Here is an 18596-nt window from a genome sequence, read left to right as displayed (position 1 = left end):
CAATCGGCCAGTGAAGGCTGTCTCTGAAGCAAACGGATCAGTATCCTAACACCCCCGCGCCCGCCGACGCTAAGTTCACGCGGGCCGTCCTACAGGTTCAAACTACGAATGAATGCTTTAGCCCGCCGCGCCGCAGGCCTGCTGCTCAGCACAATTTGTCTGCCTTTGACAGCATTGGCTGCCGATCCGCAACCGACTCACGAATTCACCCTCGACAATGGCCTGAAAGTTGTTGTCCGCGAAGACCACCGCGCTCCGGTGGTGGTTTCGCAGATCTGGTACAAGGTCGGCTCCAGCTACGAAACGCCGGGCCAGACCGGTCTGTCCCACGCACTTGAACACATGATGTTCAAAGGCAGCAGCAAAACCGGACCGGGCGAGTCTTCGCTGATTCTGCGCGATCTGGGCGCTGAAGAGAATGCGTTCACCAGCGACGACTACACCGCCTATTACCAGGTACTGGCGCGTGACCGCCTGAGCGTCGCGCTGGAGCTGGAAGCCGATCGCATGGCAACCCTGAAATTGCCCGCCGACGAGTTCAGCCGCGAGATCGAGGTCATCAAGGAGGAACGTCGCCTGCGTACCGATGACCAGCCAATGGGCAAGGCGTTCGAGCGCTTCAAGGCGATGGCCTACCCTGCCAGCGGCTATCACACGCCGACCATCGGCTGGATGGCGGACCTGGAGCGCATGAAGGTCGAAGAACTGCGCCACTGGTACGAATCCTGGTATGCGCCGAACAACGCCACGCTGGTGGTGGTCGGCGATGTGCTGCCGGACGACGTCAAAGCCCTGGCAGAACGATTCTTCGGATCGATCCCGCGCCGCGCTGTACCGCCTTCGAAAAAACCGCTTGAACTGGCCGAACCTGGCGAGCGCAAGATCACCCTACACGTCAAAACCCAGTTGCCGAGCCTGATCTACGGCTTCAACGTACCGAGTGTCGCAACCGCTGAAGATCCACGTTCGGCGAACGCCCTGCGCCTTATCGCAGCGCTGCTCGACGGTGGTTACAGCGCACGCATTCCCGCACGCCTGGAACGTGGCGAAGAGCTGGTCTCCGGTGCCTCGTCGCGTTACGACGCGTTCGCTCGCGGCGACAGCCTGTTCATGATCAGCGCCACACCCAACCAGCAGAAGAAGAAAACCCTGGCCGATGTGGAAGCCGGGATCTGGCGCTTGCTCGATGAGCTGAAAACCAAGGCACCGTCCGCCGAGGAGCTGGAGCGTGTCCGGGCTCAGGTCATTGCCGGTGTGGTCTATGAGCGCGACTCGATCACCAGCCAGGCGACCATGATCGGAGAGCTGGAAACCGTCGGTCTGTCCTGGAAGCTGATGGACAATGAACTGGAGGCGCTGCAGAGCGTGACCCCACAAGACATCCAGAAAGCTGCCAACACCTATTTCACCCGTGAGCGCCTCAGCGTTGCACACGTTCTGCCTGAGGAGAAAGCCAAATGATCACGTGCAATGCTCCACGTCATGCGCTGCTTGGCCTGATCCTGGCCGGTTCGCTCGGTGCCTTTTTCGCACTGCCGGCCCTGGCCGACGACGCCCCTGCCGAGCAGGGCCAGGCCGCTCCCGCGCTGGGCAGCAACCTGCAGACCCTCAAGGAACTGGACGGCAAGGCTCCGGCCCGTCGCGCCCTGAATATCCAGACCTGGAATACCGCCGAGGGCGCCCGCGTGCTGTTCGTGGAATCCCGCGAATTGCCGATGTTCGACATGCGCCTGACGTTCGCCGCCGGCAGCAGCCAGGACCAGAAATCGCCCGGCATTGCCCTGCTGACCAACGCCATGCTCAACGAGGGCATCAAAGGCAAGGACGTCAACGCCATCGCCCAGGGATTCGAAGGCCTGGGCGCCGACTTCAGCAACGGGTCCTACCGCGACATGGCGGTGGCCTCGCTGCGCAGCCTGAGTGCTGCGGACAAGCGCGATCCGGCCCTGAAGCTGTTCAGTGAGGTGGTGGGCAAGCCCACCTTCCCTGCCGACTCCCTGGCCCGCATCAAGAACCAGTTGATCGCCAGCTTCGAGACTCAGAAACAGAGCCCCGGCGCTATCGCCAGCAAGGAGCTGTTCAATCGTCTGTACGGCGATCACCCCTACGCTCATCCGAGCGAAGGCGACGCCAAGAGCGTCAACGCCATTACCCTGGCTCAGCTCAAGGCATTCCACGCCAAAGGCTACGCGGCGGGCAATGCGGTGATTGCCCTGGTCGGTGACCTGTCGCGAGACGAAGCGCAGGCCATCGCGGCACAGGTCTCGGCCTCGTTGCCCAAAGGCCCGGCGCTGGCCAAGGTCGCTGACCCGGTCGAGCCCAAGGCCGGCACCACGCACATCGAATTTGCCTCCAACCAGACGCACCTGATGCTCGCGCAGTTGGGTGTCGATCGCAACGACCCCGACTATGCAGCACTGACCGTGGGTAACTCGGTACTGGGCGGTGGCGGCTTCGGCAGCCGGCTGATGACCGAAGTCCGGGAAAAACGCGGCCTGACCTACGGCGTGTCTTCCGGCTTCACCGCCATGCAGGTGGCGGGGCCGTTCATGATCGGCCTGCAGACGCGTGCGGAAATGAGCGAAAACACCCTCAAGCTGGTGCAGGACATCGTTCGCGACTTCCTCGCCAACGGTCCCACGCAGAAAGAAGTCGACGATGTGAAGCGCGAACTGACCGGCAGCTTCCCGCTGACCGCAGCCAGCAATTCGGCCATCGTGGGTCAGTTGGGTGCCATCGGCTTCTACAACCTGCCGCTGACCTACCTCGAGGACTACATGGCCGCCGCCCAGAACGTGACCGTCGAACAGGTGAAAGCAGCCATGAGCAAGCACCTGAGCGCCGACAAGATGGTCATCGTCACCGTGGGTCCTACCGTTGAGCAAAAACCATTGCCGGCGCCGACCGACAAACCCGTCCGCCAACCTGCAGGGGTCCCGGAACACTGATGGCCAATCCACGTCCGAAGGGCCACAACGGCCTGGGTCAGCTTCGTATCATCGGCGGAGAATGGGGCAGCCGCCGCCTGACCTTCCCCGACGCACCCGGCTTGCGCCCGACGCCGGACCGCGTGCGCGAAACCCTGTTCAACTGGCTCGCGCCTTACATTGCCGGCGCCAGGGTACTGGATGTCTTCACCGGCAGCGGCGCGCTGTTTTTCGAGGCCCTGTCGCGTGGTGCCAGCATGGGCCTGGCGCTGGACAGCAACGCCGCGGCCATCGCCAGCCTGCGCCAGAACCTCAATGCCCTGAACTGCACCAGCGGCCAGGTCTCCCAGACCGACGCCCTGCGCCATCTGGAAACCGCCGCTGCTTCACCCTTCGACGTCGTGTTCCTCGACCCGCCCTTCCATCAGGGCCTGCTGGCTTCAGCCTGCAACCTGCTGGAAAGCCACGGCTGGCTGGCCGACACCGCCTGGATCTACACCGAAAGCGAAACCCCGCCATCGACCACCGGCTTGCCGGGCAGCTGGCGATTGCACCGCGAGAAAAAGGCCGGGCAGGTGTATTACGCGTTGTGGCAGCGGGGCTAGGCCTGACAGCTCACGTACCAATGCTCCGCGTTTGGCATGCAGTTCTGGACGCTCCGCGTCCTCTTGACGACGCAGAGCGTCATGAACGGCGTTCCCACGCTGGAGCGTGCGGAACGAGACTCTTGTAACTATCGTGCCGATGCTCTGCGTCGGCATGCAGTTCTGGACGCTCCGCGTCCTCGTGGTCATGCAGAGTGTCATGAATACATTCCGGCGCTTCCCCCTTACATCCCGGACAGCTTAGTGGCAACGTATAGCCAGTCACCCCTGAATTGATCGTTGAGCAAGCACGTGCCCACACGCCCTACCTTTGTGTCCCATGCCAATCCATTCGTCCCGGCCGTCGGCATGGGCAATCCGCATTTGCAGACGCTTTGGGGGCCGCTGCTGCGCAAGCCGACGTTGCTGGCGCGCACGCGCGAGCGGTTGTGGTTGCAGGACGGGGACTTTCTGGACATGGACTGGCATGGTCCGGATGAGCCCGATAAACCCTTGGTGCTGGTACTGCACGGCCTGACCGGGTCGTCCAACTCGCCCTATGTCGCCGGTCTGCAAAAAGCCATGGCGGCGCAGGGCTGGCCGAGTGTGGCGTTGAACTGGCGCGGTTGCTCGGGAGAGCCCAACCTGCTGTCGCGCAGTTATCACTCCGGGGCGAGCGAGGATCTGGCCGAGGTGATCGCCCATTTGCGTTCGCTGCGGCCATTGGCTCCGATTTATGCGGTGGGGTATTCGCTGGGCGGCAATGTGTTGCTCAAGTACCTGGGTGAATCCGGCGCCAACAGTGATTTGCGGGGGGCCGTGGCGGTGTCCGTGCCGTTTCGTCTGGACGAATGCGCCAACCGTATCGGCCAAGGCTTCTCGCGGGTTTATCAGCGGCACTTCATGCGCGAAATGCTGGCTTATATCCGTGACAAGCAGCATCGGTTCCAGCATGAAGGCATCAGCGAGGGGCTGGCCGAACTCGCCGCGCTGGGTTCACTGGAGAACATGCGCACCTTCTGGGACTTCGATGGCCGGGTGACTGCACCACTGCACGGCTTTACCGATGCCACGGATTATTACCGCAGGGCGTCCAGCCGCTACTACCTGGGCCAGATTCAGACGCCGACGCTGATCATCCAGTCCAGCGACGACCCGTTCGTGTTCCCCCACAGCCTGCCCGAACCCAGCGAGCTATCGTCCTGCACCGAATTCGAACTGCACACCAAAGGCGGGCATGTCGGCTTCGTCGAAGGCTCGCTTCGCACTCCGCGTTACTACCTCGAACGTCGCATCCCGTTGTGGTTATGCGCCGCTCAGGAGCGCGAAGGCTCGCCCACGATTGGATAACGAATCAGGCGCCCGTGGCGATTTCACGCTCAGGATCGGTGATCCACTCGCTCCACGACCCCGCATACAGCGTAGCCAGCGGATAGCCAGCCAGACACAGGGCGAACAGGTTGTGGCAGGCGGTGACACCTGAACCGCAATAGGACACCAGACTCTCCGGCGGGCGATCCTGCAGCTTTTCGGCGAAACGCTGCCTGAGCTGCCCGGGTGGCAAAAAGCGTCCATCCGCGCCAAGGTTGTCAGTGCAGGCCACACACTGCGCACCGGGAATATGCCCGGCCACCGGATCCAGAGGTTCTACATCGCCTCGAAAGCGGGCTTCGGCGCGCGCGTCGATCAAGGTCATTTCCGGGCGCCCCAGACGACCCTGCAAGCGACTGCCGCTGAGCACCATGGACATGTCCGGCTCACCGCTGAAATGACCGGATTCACGATTCGGCGCATCAAGGCTCAACGGCAGCCCCGCCGCGTGCCAGGCCTTCAGCCCGCCATCGAGCAGGTAGACGCCTTCACGCTTGCCCATCCACGCCAGTAACCACCAGGCCCGTGCGGCATACATTCCCGGCCCATCGTCATACAGCACCACATCGCTGTCGGCGTTGATGCCCCATGCCTGAAAGCATTGCAGCAAAGCGGCGGGATCGGGCAGTGGATGACGTCCGGTCTTGCCCTTGATCACAGTCCCGCTGAGGTCGCGCTTCAGATCGGCAAAAGACGCGCCTTCGATATGCCCCTGGGCGTAACTGCGTTGACCGTAGTCGGAATCTTCGAGCGCGTAACGGCAATCGAGAATCACCAGGCCTGGAGTTTTCTGGCGTTCAGCCAGTTGCTCAGGGTTGATCAGTTGCGCAATGGACATGACACACTCCTGTGGCAGGGAACCAACAAGCAGGCTGCTCGTCGGTCCCGGAATTCACATCAGAACCTCGGGCAGCGACGCGTGAAACGTTTCGCACAGTGTATCGAACGCTTCGCGAGCCTGAGGCGCGACAAAAACAGATTCGAGCATAAGTACCTGATAGACGCCACGTCGAATAGCCGACTGGTTGATCTGCGTGGAGTTTTCCCGGTTGGTGCACAGAAAACGCACCCACGACGTGAGGACGATCCAGGTGTTGAGACTGGTCCACTCGATCTGCGACTCATCCATCTTCAGGATGCCTGCCTTGATGAATCCCCGATAGATGGTCATCGCCTGCATCAGACAGCGGTATGAGAAACGCCGATAGCGCCGCGCCAGCTCCTCATCCGACGTCAGCAGGTGCTCAAGGTCACGGTGCAGAAAACGGTAGCGCCACATGGCGTCGATGATCGCCAGGAAGTAATCGCGCTTGTCCTCGATGGTCGGCGCACGATCAGCTGGCAAGGTCAGGAAACTGCCGATCAGCACCTCGTACTCGGAGAACAGTTCGGCGATGATCGCCTGCTTGTTGGCGAAGTGGTAATAGAGATTGCCGGGCGAGATTTCCATATGCGCAGCGATGTGATTGGTGGTCACACTACGCTCACCCTGCTGATTGAACAGTTCCAGACTTGTTTGCACGATTCGTTCACGGGTTTTGGTACGCGGTGCCATGCTGGGCCAGACCACTCTATGCTGATCAGATGATGGCAATCTTAGCGCAGGCTGATGCTGCAATGGTGGCAGAATCGTCGCGGTGAGAGTGTCATGTCGACGCTGGCATACAGACCTCGGCCGACACCCGGACGAACCGAAATTCCGCATGACACCTCGCTCATCAACCAGCGCCATCCTTACAAACTTTTTCATACGCCGACCAGGCGCTGTGACTGCGCCAAATAGCCCAAAAATCAGGGATTTCAGTAGAAACATGGCCGATAATCGGCGCAATACGACGTTTGATACCTGCCGCACAGCTTGGCCCATCGGGAAGGCTGCGATACCATCCGAGTCCCACAACGGACTCCGACCAGGACGACGCGATGAACCGAGTGTTGTACCCAGGCACCTTCGACCCGATTACCAAGGGCCATGGAGATCTGGTCGAGCGCGCCTCGCGCCTGTTCGACCAAGTGGTCATTGCGGTTGCCGCCAGCCCGAAGAAAAACCCGCTGTTCCCTCTGGAGCAACGCGTCGAGCTGGCCCGCGAAGTCACCAAGCACTTGCCCAATGTGGAAGTGGTGGGTTTTTCGACCCTGCTGGCGCATTTTGCCAAGGAACAGAATGCCAATGTCTTTCTGCGCGGACTTCGTGCCGTCTCGGACTTCGAATACGAGTTTCAGTTGGCCAACATGAATCGTCAGTTGGCACCGGACGTCGAAAGCCTGTTCCTCACGCCGTCGGAGCGCTACTCGTTCATTTCCTCGACGTTAGTGCGTGAAATCGCCGCGTTGGGCGGTGATATCACCAAGTTCGTTCACCCTGCAGTTGCCCAGGCGCTGACCGAACGCTTCAAGCGCTAGACGCGCTGCATGTGAAGGTGCATCCCGAAGCCTAATGCGGCACAATTCGCCGCATTGGTTTTAATGTGCCCCGGCGTCGGCCGCGGCAGGAGCAATTCATGTCCCTTATTATCACTGACGATTGCATCAACTGCGACGTCTGCGAACCCGAGTGCCCAAACGAGGCGATTTCACAAGGTGAGGAGATCTACGTGATCAACCCGAACCTGTGTACAGAATGCGTCGGTCACTACGACGAGCCTCAATGTCAGCAGGTTTGCCCGGTCGACTGCATCCCCCTGGATGAGAATCACGTCGAGAGCAAAGAGCAGTTGATGGACAAATACCGGATCATCACCAGCAAGGCCTGATAACGGTCTTTACTGCTGTTTGCCGTAACCGTCGCCCGTGCAGCCAAGGCAACGCACGAAGGCTGCCTTGCCCGGATCCACCACCAGCGCCTTGCCCGTTGCCCCGAGGTTGCCGCCTGCCGCGGCAAAAGGCGCAGCGATCACGAACAGTCCCGTGCCGATGACGGTGGCCGCGATCAGCAAAGGGCGGGCAATCAGCAAGTCACCGATCATGGCAAACGCCGGCGGGTTCTGGATGGTGTAGACCGGATCGCCGCTGCCTGTGGTGACATCGGCGGCAACCGCCGGCAGCGCCTGCAGGCCGATGAACAATGCCAGCGTGGCAGCGAGAATACGAAACGGGCTCATGGCTTGATCCTTCAGGCGTAGCAAATAGTTAAGGTGCCATCACTATAAACAGGGCTGTGGGTTAAGCAAATGGCCCAGAGCCCCTGTCATGCGTATTTCAGCGCTGGCATTTCGGGCAATACACGCTGGCGCGCTGGCCGAGTTTGACCTCACGCAGCGTCGTACCGCACACCTTGCATGGCTGGCCGCCACGCCCATACGCAAACAATTCCTGCTGGAAATACCCTGGCTTGCCGTCACCGCCGATGAAGTCACGCAGGGTGGTGCCGCCACGCTCTATGGCGTAGGCCAGAATACGTTTGATCTCGATGGCCAGCTTCAGGTAACGCGCCCGGGACACACTCCCCGCTTCGCGGCGCGGGTCGATGCCGGCGGCGAACAGCGCTTCGGTCGCATAGATATTGCCCACCCCGACCACAACGGCGTTGTCCATGACGAACGGCTTGACCGCGATCGACTTGCCACGCGAACGCTCGTAAAGACGCTCGCCATCGAACAGATCGGTCAGCGGCTCCGGCCCCAGGCGGATCAACAGTTCGTGGTTATGCGGATCAAGACTCCAGAGCATCGCGCCGAAGCGACGCGGGTCGGTATAACGCAAGGCCAGCCCGGACTCCAGTTCGATATCGACATGCTCATGTTTGAGCGCCGGAAGCCCGGCCTCGACCAGACGCAGATTCCCGGACATGCCCAAGTGGCTGATCAGGGTGCCCACCTCGGCCTGGATCAGCAGGTACTTGGCGCGCCTGTCCACCTGCACGATGCGCTGGCCGGACAGGCGCACGTCCAGGTCTTCGGGAATGGGCCAGCGCAAGCGGCTGTCGCGCACGATCACGCGGCTGACGCGCTGACCTTCGAGATGCGGCGCAATGCCACGACGGGTGGTTTCGACTTCAGGTAATTCAGGCATGGACAACTCGGTCGTGCAGAAAGGACAGGCCGGGGCGGCGCCGGATCAGCGCGCGCCCAGCTCGCGAATGCTTTCCCTCAGGTATTCAAAGTCATATTCGGACAAACCCACGTAGTCCAGCACCAGTGCACCGATGGATTCCCACTCGTGGTCCTCGTCCTGGTTGCCCAATACCCGATAGGACTGGCAGATATGCTCGGCCATTTTCAGGGGCGCCAGGAGGTTCTTGAGCGTGGCATTACGACTGGTATCGTCCTGAAAGATCGCCAATGCGTTGTGATGGTTGGCAATCGCGTCGGTAATGTGCGCAGGCAGACGCCAGGATTTGGCCGTGTAATAGCCAACCACCGAATGGTTGGTGTCGAAGGCGCTGTTTTCAGTATCGACGATGCGGCAATCGGGCCCCGCGTTGGCGTAGGCCTCTTCCAGCACTGGCATGTAGTTGGGGAAACGCTTGAGCATCAATGGAATGCCGCAGTCGTGAAACAGGCCCAGAGCATAGGACTCGTCCGCCGTCTGCGAGCCGATGCGCTTGGCCAGGGTCAGACTGGTCATGGCGACATCCTGCGCCGTATCCCAGAAGCGGTTGAGCGCGACGATGGTTTCATCGGTCATCTCGCCCCTGATCGACTGCGCGTTGATCAGGTTGATCACCGTCCGACTGCCCAGCAGGTTTACCGCCTTGTCGATGGAGGCAATCTTGTTGGACAGGCCGTAATGGGCGGAGTTGACGATCTTCAACAGCGCCCCGGACAACCCGGGATCCTGCGCGATCAATCGCGCAATCGCCCCCAGGTCCGGGTCGGGCATGTATTGCTCCATCTGCAGGTCCACCATGATTTGCGGCTGCGGGGGCACACTGATGCCCTGCAACGCTTGCTGGATCTGTTCTGGGCTTAGCTCTTCGGACATAGGAATTTACTCACGGTGATGACTGGATTCTGACCCCTTGCGGAGAAACGGTCCATCATCCGAGACGAAGATATTCTCGGAACTTTGCCTGGTACGAAGCTTCGGACTCTGTGTTAACGGCGTGAACGGCGGCTGCAAAACGGCCTGCCAGACGCTACTTTTAAGCCCGACACTGGAGGATCCCATGTCTAAAGCATTGACTGGCAAACGCATAGCAATTCTTGTAACCGACGGTTTCGAACAGGTTGAACTGACCGGTCCGAAAGAAGCGCTGGAGCAAGCAGGCGCCACCGTGGAAATCCTTTCCGCTGAAGAGGGCAAGGTCAAAGGCTGGAATCACGACAAACCGGCCGATGACTTCAAGATTGATGGCACCTTCAAGGCTGCCAATGCCAGTGACTACCACGGTGTGGTGCTGCCGGGCGGAGTACAGAACTCCGACACCATCCGCATAGACAGCGACGCGCAGAAGATCGTCAAAGACATCGAGGCCGCGGGCAAGCCGGTGGCGGTTATCTGCCATGGCAGCTGGCTGTTGATCTCGGCAGGACTGGTAAAAGGTAAAACCCTGACCAGCTTCAAGACGCTGAAAGATGACCTGGTCAACGCTGGCGCGAAATGGGTCGATCAGGAAGTCGTCACCGACGGCAAACTGATCAGCAGCCGTCAACCCGACGACATCCCCGCGTTCAACAGCAAACTGATCGAAGCACTGTCTGCCTGACAGATTCCGTCAGTTAATTGCAGTCATCCCGGCCCAGCGCCGGGATGACGCGCTATAATCCCGCTCTTTTTTCAGGAGCGACGTCATGTCCCTGCCTAGCTTGCGCCTCAAAGCCAACGCCGACCGCCGCCTGCGCGCCGGTCATCTGTGGGTCTACAGCAACGAGATCGATGTAGCCGCCACCCCACTGCATGGTTTTGCAGCCGGTGACCAGGCCATCCTCGAAGCTGCGGGCGGCAAGCCGCTGGGCATCGTCGCCATGAGCCCCAACAACCTGATCTGCGCACGCCTGCTGTCGCGCGACATCAAGCTGCCGCTCGACAAGTCTCTGCTCGTCCATCGCCTCAACGTTGCGCTGTCGCTGCGTGAGCGCCTGTTCGACAAGCCCTTCTACCGCCTGGTCTACGGTGACTCCGACCTGCTGCCGGGTCTGGTGGTCGATCGTTTCGGTGACATTCTGGTCGTTCAGCTGGCCTCGGCCACGATGGAAAACCACAAGGAAGACATCATTGCGGCGCTGGTTCAGGTCATCAAGCCAAGCGGCATCCTGTTCAAGAACGATTCGGCGGCTCGCGATGCGGAAGGCCTGAATCGTTACGTCGAGACTGTTTTCGGTCTGGTACCGGAATGGGTCGCACTGGAAGAGAACGGTGTGAAGTTCGAAGCACCGGTCATGGCCGGGCAAAAAACCGGCTGGTTCTATGACCACCGCATGAACCGCGCGCGCATCGCTCCTTACGTCAAAGGCAAGCGTGTGCTGGACCTGTACAGCTATATCGGCGGCTGGGGGATTCAGGCAGCGGCGTTCGGTGCCAGCGACGTCACCTGCGTCGACGCGTCGTCCTTCGCCCTCGATGGCGTGGAGCGCAACGCAGCCCTGAACGGCTTTGCAGAAAAAATGACCTGCATCGAAGGCGATGTCTTCGAAGCGCTCAAGGAACTGAAAGCCGCTGAAGAGCGTTTCGACGTGATCGTCGCTGATCCGCCTGCGTTCATCAAACGCAAGAAAGACATGAAAAACGGTGAAGGCGCCTACCGCCGCCTGAACGAGCAAGCCATGCGCCTGCTCAGCAAGGACGGCATTCTGGTCAGCGCGTCGTGCTCGATGCACCTGCCGGAAGACGACCTGCAAAACATCCTCCTGACCAGCGCCCGCCATCTGGACCGTAACATCCAGCTGCTGGAACGCGGCGGCCAGGGCCCGGACCATCCGGTACACCCGGCGATCGCCGAAACGCGCTACATCAAAAGCATCACCTGCCGGTTGCTGCCCAACAGCTGATACCGAAGCGCCCCGACCTCTTCGCTCCTGCAAGAGCTCGCTGTTCCTGACTATGACTATCGTGCCAATGCTCTGCGTTGGCACGATAGTCAAGACCGCAGCCACTGCCGCAAAAGTGCTTTTCTCCCACGGTGGCGCTGACGACGCAGAGTGCGACGTTAGTGACGGCTGAGTCCTGGCGCTGATCCGGGGGTAGCCTGGCAGGAGCCAGGCTAGCCGCACCGGGCCATGGAGGGCCCGTTGCGGCGACCCCCGGATCAGTGACAGGGCGAAGGAACCCGACGAAGTCGGGCCGGAAACCGGAGCGAGGACTTTGCTCACTTTGGTCCCTCAAAGTGAGTCGCCGAGAGGCGAAAAGGTGACCTGAGCCGCCCCCCCCCCATCCACCTGACATCGCAGAACCCCTGTGTGACGCAGAGCGTCACGAACTGCATTCCCACGCGGAGCGTGAGGAACGAGAAGTGTGTGAGGACGCACTGCACACTCCCGATCAACCCCTGCCCAACACCATCCGCAACCCCAGCAACAGCAGAAAGTGCAGCGGGTAGATCGCGTAGGCCCAGCGCCGCATGGGAATCACTGCGAACCCGGGCTTCGCCCGCAGCAGCGCGATGCCCAGCACAGGCGCCAACACGCAGGCGACTATCGAACCGATGGAAATCGGATCGCCCCAGCTCGCACCGGCAAACATCTGCGACCACGCATTACCCGCCAGACAAAAGACCGCCGGGAACACCGCATACCAGAGCCGCTTTTCCAGCACCAGCACAAAGACCAGCGGCAGCAGCACGCCGGCAAAGCCAAACATCAGGTATTTCTGGAAGATCGCCGTCAGCAGCAGTGCGACAAGGGCCATCACTCGCGTCGTCGGATTGCGCTGCTGCCAGCCCTGAGCAATCACCAGCCCCAGCAGCAGGGTCGGCATCACATTCAGCACCGTCGCGTCAGCCATGAACAGCCGATACGGAATCTCCGCCAGCCCGGCAAATGCCAGCAGCCAGCCCAGATAACGCCATTGCACCCGTGGGGCCACAATCGCTGCGCTGCGCCGGGAAAGATTCACGGCGATGGCCAGGCAGAACCAGGGAAAGGCAAAACGCCCCGGCACGTAAAGAAAATCGACTGACCAGCCCACATAGCGAAGGTGGTCAAGCACCATACTCAACATCGCCAGCCACTTGAGCAGGTCCAGCGCCTTGTTGCGTCCGGGCAGAAAAGGCGGGTTGGAAAGATCCATAGTGCTCCTGAACGGGGAATTGCGTCATGCAGCCAACACATGACCGAACCTTATATTGTCGCTACAGTGCGCACCATAATCGCCCATAAGGAATCGGCCATGACAGACCAAAGCCAACAGTTCGCCAGCGACAACTATTCCGGTATCTGCCCTGAAGCCTGGGCAGCCATGGAGCAGGCGAACAAGGGCCATCAACGCGCTTATGGTGACGATCAATGGACTGCCCGCGCTTCGGATGATTTCCGCCGACTGTTCGAAACCGACTGCGAAGTATTTTTTGCCTTCAACGGCACGGCGGCCAACTCGCTGGCGCTGTCCTCGCTGTGCCAGAGTTACCACAGTGTCATCTGTTCGGAAACGGCTCACGTCGAAACCGATGAATGCGGTGCGCCGGAGTTTTTCTCCAACGGTTCCAAACTGCTGACGGCACGCAGCGCGGGCGGCAAACTGACCCCGGAATCGATTCGTGAAGTGGCGCTCAAGCGTCAGGACATTCACTACCCCAAGCCGCGCGTCGTGACCCTCACCCAGGCCACCGAGGTGGGCGGCGTCTATCAGCCGGAAGAACTCAAGGCAATCAGCGCGACCTGCAAGGAACTGGGCCTGCACCTGCACATGGACGGTGCCCGCTTCTCCAATGCCTGCGCCTTTCTGGAGGCTTCCCCGGCTGAACTGACCTGGAAGTCCGGCGTTGACGTGTTGTGCTTCGGCGGCACCAAAAACGGTATGGCGGTGGGCGAAGCGATTCTGTTTTTCGACCATGATCTGGCTGAAGACTTCGACTATCGCTGCAAGCAGGCCGGGCAACTGGCGTCGAAGATGCGCTTCCTGTCTGCACCGTGGGTCGGCCTGCTGGAAAACGACGCCTGGCTCAAACACGCCCGTCACGCCAACCGCTGTGCGCAACTACTCGCCGAACTGGTCAAGGACATTCCTGGCGTGGAGCTGATGTTCCCGGTGCAGGCCAATGGCGTGTTCCTGCAGCTGTCGGAGCCGGCCATTGCTGCATTGACCGCCCGCGGCTGGCGCTTCTACACCTTCATCGGCAACGGCGGCGCCCGTTTCATGTGCTCGTGGGACACCGAAGAAGAGCGCGTGCGTGAACTGGCCGCCGATATCAGGCTGGTGATGCAGGGCTGAAGCGTCTAAATCAAGCTTGCAGGTGCAGCCTGACGAGCGACGGGTTAATCTCCTTCTTGACGGCAAACGGCCCACAAGGCCGTCCGGACTTTACCGACCGCCCTCAAGAAGGAGCTTGTCTGCATGTTCGATTTCTCCGCCCGGCTCAAGCAGCATTTCGCTGCCCTGCAGAGTGAAGCGCAATTCTTTTCCGTACGTTACGTGCACCGCACCGGCCAGCGCCTGTGCGTGCGCAAGAATGTGGCCGAGCCGCCGTCACTGATCAGCGACGAGGGTGCCATGCTGACCGTGCGTCTGAACGGCGTTGAAGCCTACGCCGCCACCAACGACATCTCCCTGAAGGGTTTGCAGGCGGCCTTGCAGCAGGCCGAAACGCTGGCCCGCCGTCTGGCACCGCATGCGCTGCTGGACCTGAGCGATCAAGCTGTCTCGAGCGCCAAGGCTGACTACCTGTCGCCAAACATGGATCGAGCCTTCCCGCCGCTGAGCGACTGCATCGGCCTGTTGATGGCCGAATCCAGCGCGGTCCCGGCAGACGAACGCCTGGTCAACTGGCAGGCCATACTGGACCTGGAAACCGTCGAGCAAATCTACCTCAACAGCGCGGGCGCAGAATTGCGTCAGGCACAGCGCTTCGTGTTTCCCGGCATGAGCGTGACGGCCTACGACGGTCGCGACAGCCAGACGCGCACCCTGGGCGGGCATAACTTCGGCCAGCAAGGTGGCATCGAAGTGCTGAGCAGTTGCGGCCTGATCGGGTCTGCCGCCACTGTTGCCGACGAGGCCTTGCAGCTGATCCTCGCCCCCAACACACCATCAGGCCCACGCGACCTGCTGCTGATGCCCGATCAGATGGTCCTGCAGATTCACGAGTCCATCGGCCACCCCCTGGAGCTGGACCGGATTCTCGGTGACGAGCGCAATTACGCAGGCACCAGTTTCGTCAAAACGACTGACTTCGGCACCCTGCAATACGGTTCCAGCCTGCTCAACGTAACCTTCGACCCGGAGATTCCCGAGCAACTGGCCAGCTACGCGCACGATGACGACGGCACGTCAGCCAGCAAGCAGTTCCTGATTCGTGACGGCCTGCTGCAGCGCCCGCTCGGTGGTGCCCTGTCGCAATACCGCAGCGGTCTGGCAGGCGTCGCCAACAGCCGCGCCTCCAGCTGGAACCGTGCACCCATCGATCGCATGGCCAACCTGAACATCGAACCGGGTGACCAGTCGCTGGACAGTCTGATCGGCAACATCGAGCACGGCATTCTGATGTCGAGCAATCGCTCCTGGTCCATTGATGACGCACGCAACAAATTCCAGTTCGGCTGCGAATGGGGCCAGCTGATCGAGAACGGCGAGCTCAAGGGCGTGGTGAAAAATCCTAATTACCGGGCGATCTCCGCGCAATTCTGGAAAAACCTCAGCGCCGTAGGTGATGCCAGCACGTTCAAAGTGCTGGGCACGCCGAACTGCGGCAAGGGCGAACCCAACCAGGTGATCCGCGTAGGTCATGCCTCTCCGGCGTGTGTGTTTGCCAATGTCGATGTGTTTGGAGGAGATGCCTGATGTCGCACCAACAGCAGTTCGAGGCGCTGGTCGCCGTGCTCAAGGCTGCCATCAGCCCGACGGAACACTTCACTCTGGCCTACGACGCCGAGGCGTCTGACTTCATCCGGTTCAACCACGGCCAAGTTCGACAGGCCGGGAGCGTCCAGCAGGTCATCGCCACGTTCAAACTGATCGATGACGGCCGGCATGCCAATCTGGAACTGACCTTGTCCGGCGACGCCGAGACCGACCAGCAGCGCCTTGTCGACGCCCTGCAAAAATTGCGCGAAACACTGCCGTCGCTGGCCAGGGATCCCTATCTGTTGCCGAACACGACTGCCTGGCAAAGCAGCAACGTTCAAGACTTGCCGCTGCCGGACAGCGCCCGGGTTGTCGAGCAGATCAGCGAACTGGCAGGCGATCTGGACCTGGTAGGCTTTTATGCCGCAGGCCCGCTTTACCGCGGCTTCGCCAGTTCCTGGGGGGCGCTGGGCTGGCATCAGGCCAACAGCTTCAATTTCGACTGGAGCCTGTTTCACGAAAACGGCCAGGCCGTGAAAGCCAACTACGCCGGTCACCACTGGAGCGACGAAGCCTTCGTGCAGCGTTTTCAGCAGGCCCGCGAACAGCTGGAATTTCTCGGCCGCCCGCTGCATGCGCTCAAGCCCGGACAATACCGCGCGTACCTGGCGCCAGCGGCTCTGGACGAAGTCATCGGCATGCTCACCTGGGGCGGATTTTCCGCGCAGTCACTGGCCAGTAAACGCAGCCCGTTGCAAAGGCTGTATGACGGCGAGACGCCTTTCAGCCCGTTGGTCAACTTCGACGAAAAAGTCAGCGGTTCACTCTCGCCGGCGTTTTCACGCGAAGGGTACCCGCGCAAGGACCTGAAACTGATCGTCGACGGGCAAGCCCGCGACCGACTGGTGGATTCGAGCAGCGCTGCCGAATACGACCTGCCTGCCAACGGCGCGGATTATGGCGAAGGTCCAAGCGCGTTGAGCATTGCCGGCGGTTCACTGGAGCTGGATCAGATCCTCGCCAGGCTCGGCACCGGGCTTTACATCAGTAACCTCTGGTATCTGAACTTCTCCGACCGCGCCGCTGCGCGCCTCACCGGAATGACACGTTTCGCAACGTTCTGGGTCGAAGAGGGCAAGATCGTCGCGCCGGTGAGCACCATGCGTTTCGATGACAGCGCCTACAGCCTGCTGGGCAGCGCACTGGAGGACCTGACCAAAGAGAGGGAACTGATTCTCCAATCGAGTACCTACAGTCAGCGCCAGACCGGTTCAATACAGTTGCCTGGCGCATTGATCAGCCGACTCACCCTCACGCTATAGCAGGAGCCTATGCAGAACTCAGCAGCGCCGATCATGGACGAAAAGACCCTGCGCTGGATGCCCTGGGTCATCGCCATCGCATTCTTCATGCAAAGCCTGGACGGCACGATTCTCAACACCGCCTTGCCGTCCATGGCCCGCTCACTGGCAGAAGACCCGTTGCGCATGCAGTCGGTGGTCATCGCCTACATGCTGACCATTGCGCTGCTGATCCCGGCTTCGGGCTGGATCGCCGACCGGTTCGGGATCAAGCGCATCTTCTTCAGCGCCATCCTGCTGTTCAGCTTCGGATCATTGCTGTGCGCGCTGTCCTGGTCACTGAACGTGCTGGTGGCCGCCCGGGTGATTCAGGGGCTGGGGGGCGCGCTGATGCTGCCCATCGGGCGCCTGATCGTATTGCGCGCCTATCCGCGCTCGGAGCTGGTGCGAATCATGGGTTTTATCACCGTGCCGGGCCTTTTGGGCCCATTGCTGGGCCCGACGCTTGGCGGCTGGATGGTGGAGTACCTGAGCTGGCACTGGATTTTCCTGATCAACATTCCGGTCGGCATCCTCGGTTGCTATGCCGTCAAACACTTCATCCCTGATCTTCCGGGAGGCGGTCGAACCCGGTTTGACGGCGTCGGCTTCATCCTGTTTGGCGCGGCGATGATACTGATCACCATTGCCCTGGAGGGCCTGGGCGAGCTGCACCTGCCACACATGCGCGTGGTACTGCTGCTGTTTGCCGGAATGGGCTGTCTGGCAGCGTATTGGCTGCGTGCCGGGCACATCGAATCGCCGTTGTTTGCCCCTTCATTGTTCCGTACCCGAACGTTTGCGGTCGGCATCATGGGCAACCTGTTCGCCCGCCTGGGCAGCGGCGCGCTGCCCTTCCTGGTGCCATTGCTGCTGCAAGTGGCCCTGGGGTATTCGCCGTCTCAGGCGGGTATGAGCATGTTGCCGCTGGCCGCCGCTGGCATGTTCGCCAAGACTGTCGCCCGCTGGCTGATCGAGCGGCTGGGCTATCGCATGATTCTGACCGGCAACACACTGCTGCTGGGCATCCTGCTGGCCAGCCTGGCGCTGGTCGATGTGCAAACCCCATATTGGGTGTTGCTGGTGCATCTGGGGCTGCTCGGCGCGGTCAACTCCTTGCAGTTCACGGCGATGAATACGGTCACCCTGATCGATCTGGACGATGCCAGTGCAGCGAGTGGCAACAGCCTGCTCTCGGTGGTGGCGCAGCTGTCCCTGAGTCTTGGCGTGGCAAGCGCAGCAGCCTTGCTGGGTGGTTTCAGCGAAGAAGTAGCCACCGGCGAGGTCAGCAGCATGCTGGGGGCGTTCCAGATGACCTTCCTGAGTGTCGGGGTGCTGGCCATGTTTGCAGCAGGTATTTTCCTGCAATTGCCCGCGAAGGAGCCCAGGATGGCCAAAGCCTGATTGACAACGGCTCGTGACTGGAGCACATCTGCAAAGCGAATTCCCCTGGAAAACGGGGGTTTCGCCCGAAAAATCAACGAATTTGAGTATCCGAC

At 60.9% G+C, this 18596-nt stretch carries 18 protein-coding genes; 12 read left to right on the top strand and 6 right to left on the bottom strand.

The window, feature by feature from the left end; all coding sequences use genetic code 11:
- Positions 1 to 108: 108 nt before the first annotated feature.
- The 4 genes from KBY02_RS23765 to KBY02_RS23750 all read left to right on the top strand — a co-directional run bounded on the left by KBY02_RS23765 (position 109) and on the right by KBY02_RS23750 (position 4861).
- A complete protein-coding gene (locus tag KBY02_RS23765) occupies positions 109 to 1461 on the top strand; it encodes a M16 family metallopeptidase (protein ID WP_011269209.1) in 1353 nt (450 codons plus the stop codon).
- Positions 1458 to 2948: a M16 family metallopeptidase gene (locus KBY02_RS23760; protein WP_032655817.1), complete on the top strand. Its 1491-nt coding sequence runs from the start codon at positions 1458 to 1460 to the stop codon at positions 2946 to 2948. The genes KBY02_RS23765 and KBY02_RS23760 overlap by 4 nt, the downstream gene beginning before the upstream one ends.
- Complete coding sequence (gene rsmD / locus KBY02_RS23755) at positions 2948 to 3532, top strand: 16S rRNA (guanine(966)-N(2))-methyltransferase RsmD (RefSeq protein ID WP_003402245.1); 585 nt, start codon at positions 2948 to 2950, stop codon at positions 3530 to 3532. Before KBY02_RS23760 ends, rsmD begins: the two co-directional genes overlap by 1 nt.
- Positions 3533 to 3823: 291 nt before the next feature.
- Positions 3824 to 4861, top strand: coding sequence for a hydrolase (locus KBY02_RS23750; RefSeq protein ID WP_225650797.1), 1038 nt, complete (start codon positions 3824 to 3826; stop codon positions 4859 to 4861).
- Between the two features lie 4 nt (positions 4862 to 4865).
- Here KBY02_RS23750 and KBY02_RS23745 read toward each other — a convergent pair whose 3' ends face one another.
- Positions 4866 to 5720 (bottom strand): sulfurtransferase, encoded by an 855-nt coding sequence (locus KBY02_RS23745; RefSeq protein WP_096135476.1) that lies wholly within the window; start codon positions 5718 to 5720, stop codon positions 4866 to 4868.
- Positions 5721 to 5774: 54 nt separating this feature from the next.
- On the bottom strand, positions 5775 to 6437 hold the full coding sequence (locus KBY02_RS23740; RefSeq protein WP_024642012.1) for a TetR/AcrR family transcriptional regulator: 663 nt from the start codon (positions 6435 to 6437) through the stop codon (positions 5775 to 5777).
- A gap of 368 nt (positions 6438 to 6805) precedes the next feature.
- Between KBY02_RS23740 and coaD the strand changes: the two genes are divergently transcribed.
- Positions 6806 to 7285 carry a pantetheine-phosphate adenylyltransferase gene (gene coaD / locus KBY02_RS23735; RefSeq protein WP_003348749.1) on the top strand — a complete coding sequence of 160 codons (480 nt, stop codon included), beginning with the start codon at positions 6806 to 6808 and terminating at the stop codon, positions 7283 to 7285.
- A 98-nt stretch (positions 7286 to 7383) separates the two neighbouring features.
- A complete protein-coding gene (locus KBY02_RS23730) occupies positions 7384 to 7635 on the top strand; it encodes a YfhL family 4Fe-4S dicluster ferredoxin (protein ID WP_003316325.1) in 252 nt (83 codons plus the stop codon).
- 9 nt (positions 7636 to 7644) lie between these two features.
- Here KBY02_RS23730 and KBY02_RS23725 read toward each other — a convergent pair whose 3' ends face one another.
- From KBY02_RS23725 to KBY02_RS23715, 3 genes are all read right to left on the bottom strand, one after another.
- A complete protein-coding gene (locus KBY02_RS23725) occupies positions 7645 to 7983 on the bottom strand; it encodes a hypothetical protein (RefSeq protein ID WP_003411945.1) in 339 nt (112 codons plus the stop codon).
- A gap of 97 nt (positions 7984 to 8080) precedes the next feature.
- Positions 8081 to 8893, bottom strand: coding sequence for a bifunctional DNA-formamidopyrimidine glycosylase/DNA-(apurinic or apyrimidinic site) lyase (mutM, locus tag KBY02_RS23720; RefSeq protein ID WP_003372546.1), 813 nt, complete (start codon positions 8891 to 8893; stop codon positions 8081 to 8083).
- A gap of 45 nt (positions 8894 to 8938) precedes the next feature.
- Complete coding sequence (locus KBY02_RS23715) at positions 8939 to 9751, bottom strand: HDOD domain-containing protein (RefSeq protein WP_172452203.1); 813 nt, start codon at positions 9749 to 9751, stop codon at positions 8939 to 8941.
- A 238-nt stretch (positions 9752 to 9989) separates the two neighbouring features.
- Here KBY02_RS23715 and KBY02_RS23710 point away from each other — a divergent pair, with 238 nt between their 5' ends.
- The gene (locus KBY02_RS23710) at positions 9990 to 10529 is read left to right on the top strand and encodes a type 1 glutamine amidotransferase domain-containing protein (RefSeq protein WP_003372548.1); all 540 of its coding nucleotides are present in this window, start codon (positions 9990 to 9992) and stop codon (positions 10527 to 10529) included.
- Between the two features lie 85 nt (positions 10530 to 10614).
- Complete coding sequence (locus tag KBY02_RS23705; RefSeq protein WP_003393654.1) at positions 10615 to 11811, top strand: class I SAM-dependent rRNA methyltransferase; 1197 nt, start codon at positions 10615 to 10617, stop codon at positions 11809 to 11811.
- Between the two features lie 490 nt (positions 11812 to 12301).
- Here KBY02_RS23705 and KBY02_RS23700 read toward each other — a convergent pair whose 3' ends face one another.
- On the bottom strand, positions 12302 to 13048 hold the full coding sequence (locus KBY02_RS23700) for a TraX family protein (protein ID WP_024639830.1): 747 nt from the start codon (positions 13046 to 13048) through the stop codon (positions 12302 to 12304).
- Positions 13049 to 13147: 99 nt separating this feature from the next.
- On the opposite strand from KBY02_RS23700, the gene KBY02_RS23695 reads away from it, so the two are divergent.
- The 4 genes from KBY02_RS23695 to mdtD all read left to right on the top strand — a co-directional run bounded on the left by KBY02_RS23695 (position 13148) and on the right by mdtD (position 18501).
- Positions 13148 to 14188, top strand: coding sequence for a low specificity L-threonine aldolase (locus KBY02_RS23695; protein ID WP_003316332.1), 1041 nt, complete (start codon positions 13148 to 13150; stop codon positions 14186 to 14188).
- Positions 14189 to 14311: 123 nt separating this feature from the next.
- A complete protein-coding gene (locus KBY02_RS23690; protein ID WP_060405816.1) occupies positions 14312 to 15754 on the top strand; it encodes a TldD/PmbA family protein in 1443 nt (480 codons plus the stop codon).
- The gene (locus KBY02_RS23685; protein ID WP_225650796.1) at positions 15754 to 17079 is read left to right on the top strand and encodes a TldD/PmbA family protein; all 1326 of its coding nucleotides are present in this window, start codon (positions 15754 to 15756) and stop codon (positions 17077 to 17079) included. The genes KBY02_RS23690 and KBY02_RS23685 overlap by 1 nt, the downstream gene beginning before the upstream one ends.
- 9 nt (positions 17080 to 17088) lie before the next feature.
- Entirely contained in the window at positions 17089 to 18501 is a 1413-nt protein-coding gene (gene mdtD / locus KBY02_RS23680; protein WP_024641820.1) for a multidrug transporter subunit MdtD, read from the top strand.
- The last annotated feature ends 95 nt before the right edge of the window (positions 18502 to 18596 follow it).

It is taken from the genome of Pseudomonas sp. P129, assembly GCF_020312195.1.
Classification (GTDB): domain Bacteria; phylum Pseudomonadota; class Gammaproteobacteria; order Pseudomonadales; family Pseudomonadaceae; genus Aquipseudomonas; species Aquipseudomonas fragariae.
This window is presented reverse-complemented; position numbering and strand designations above follow the sequence as displayed.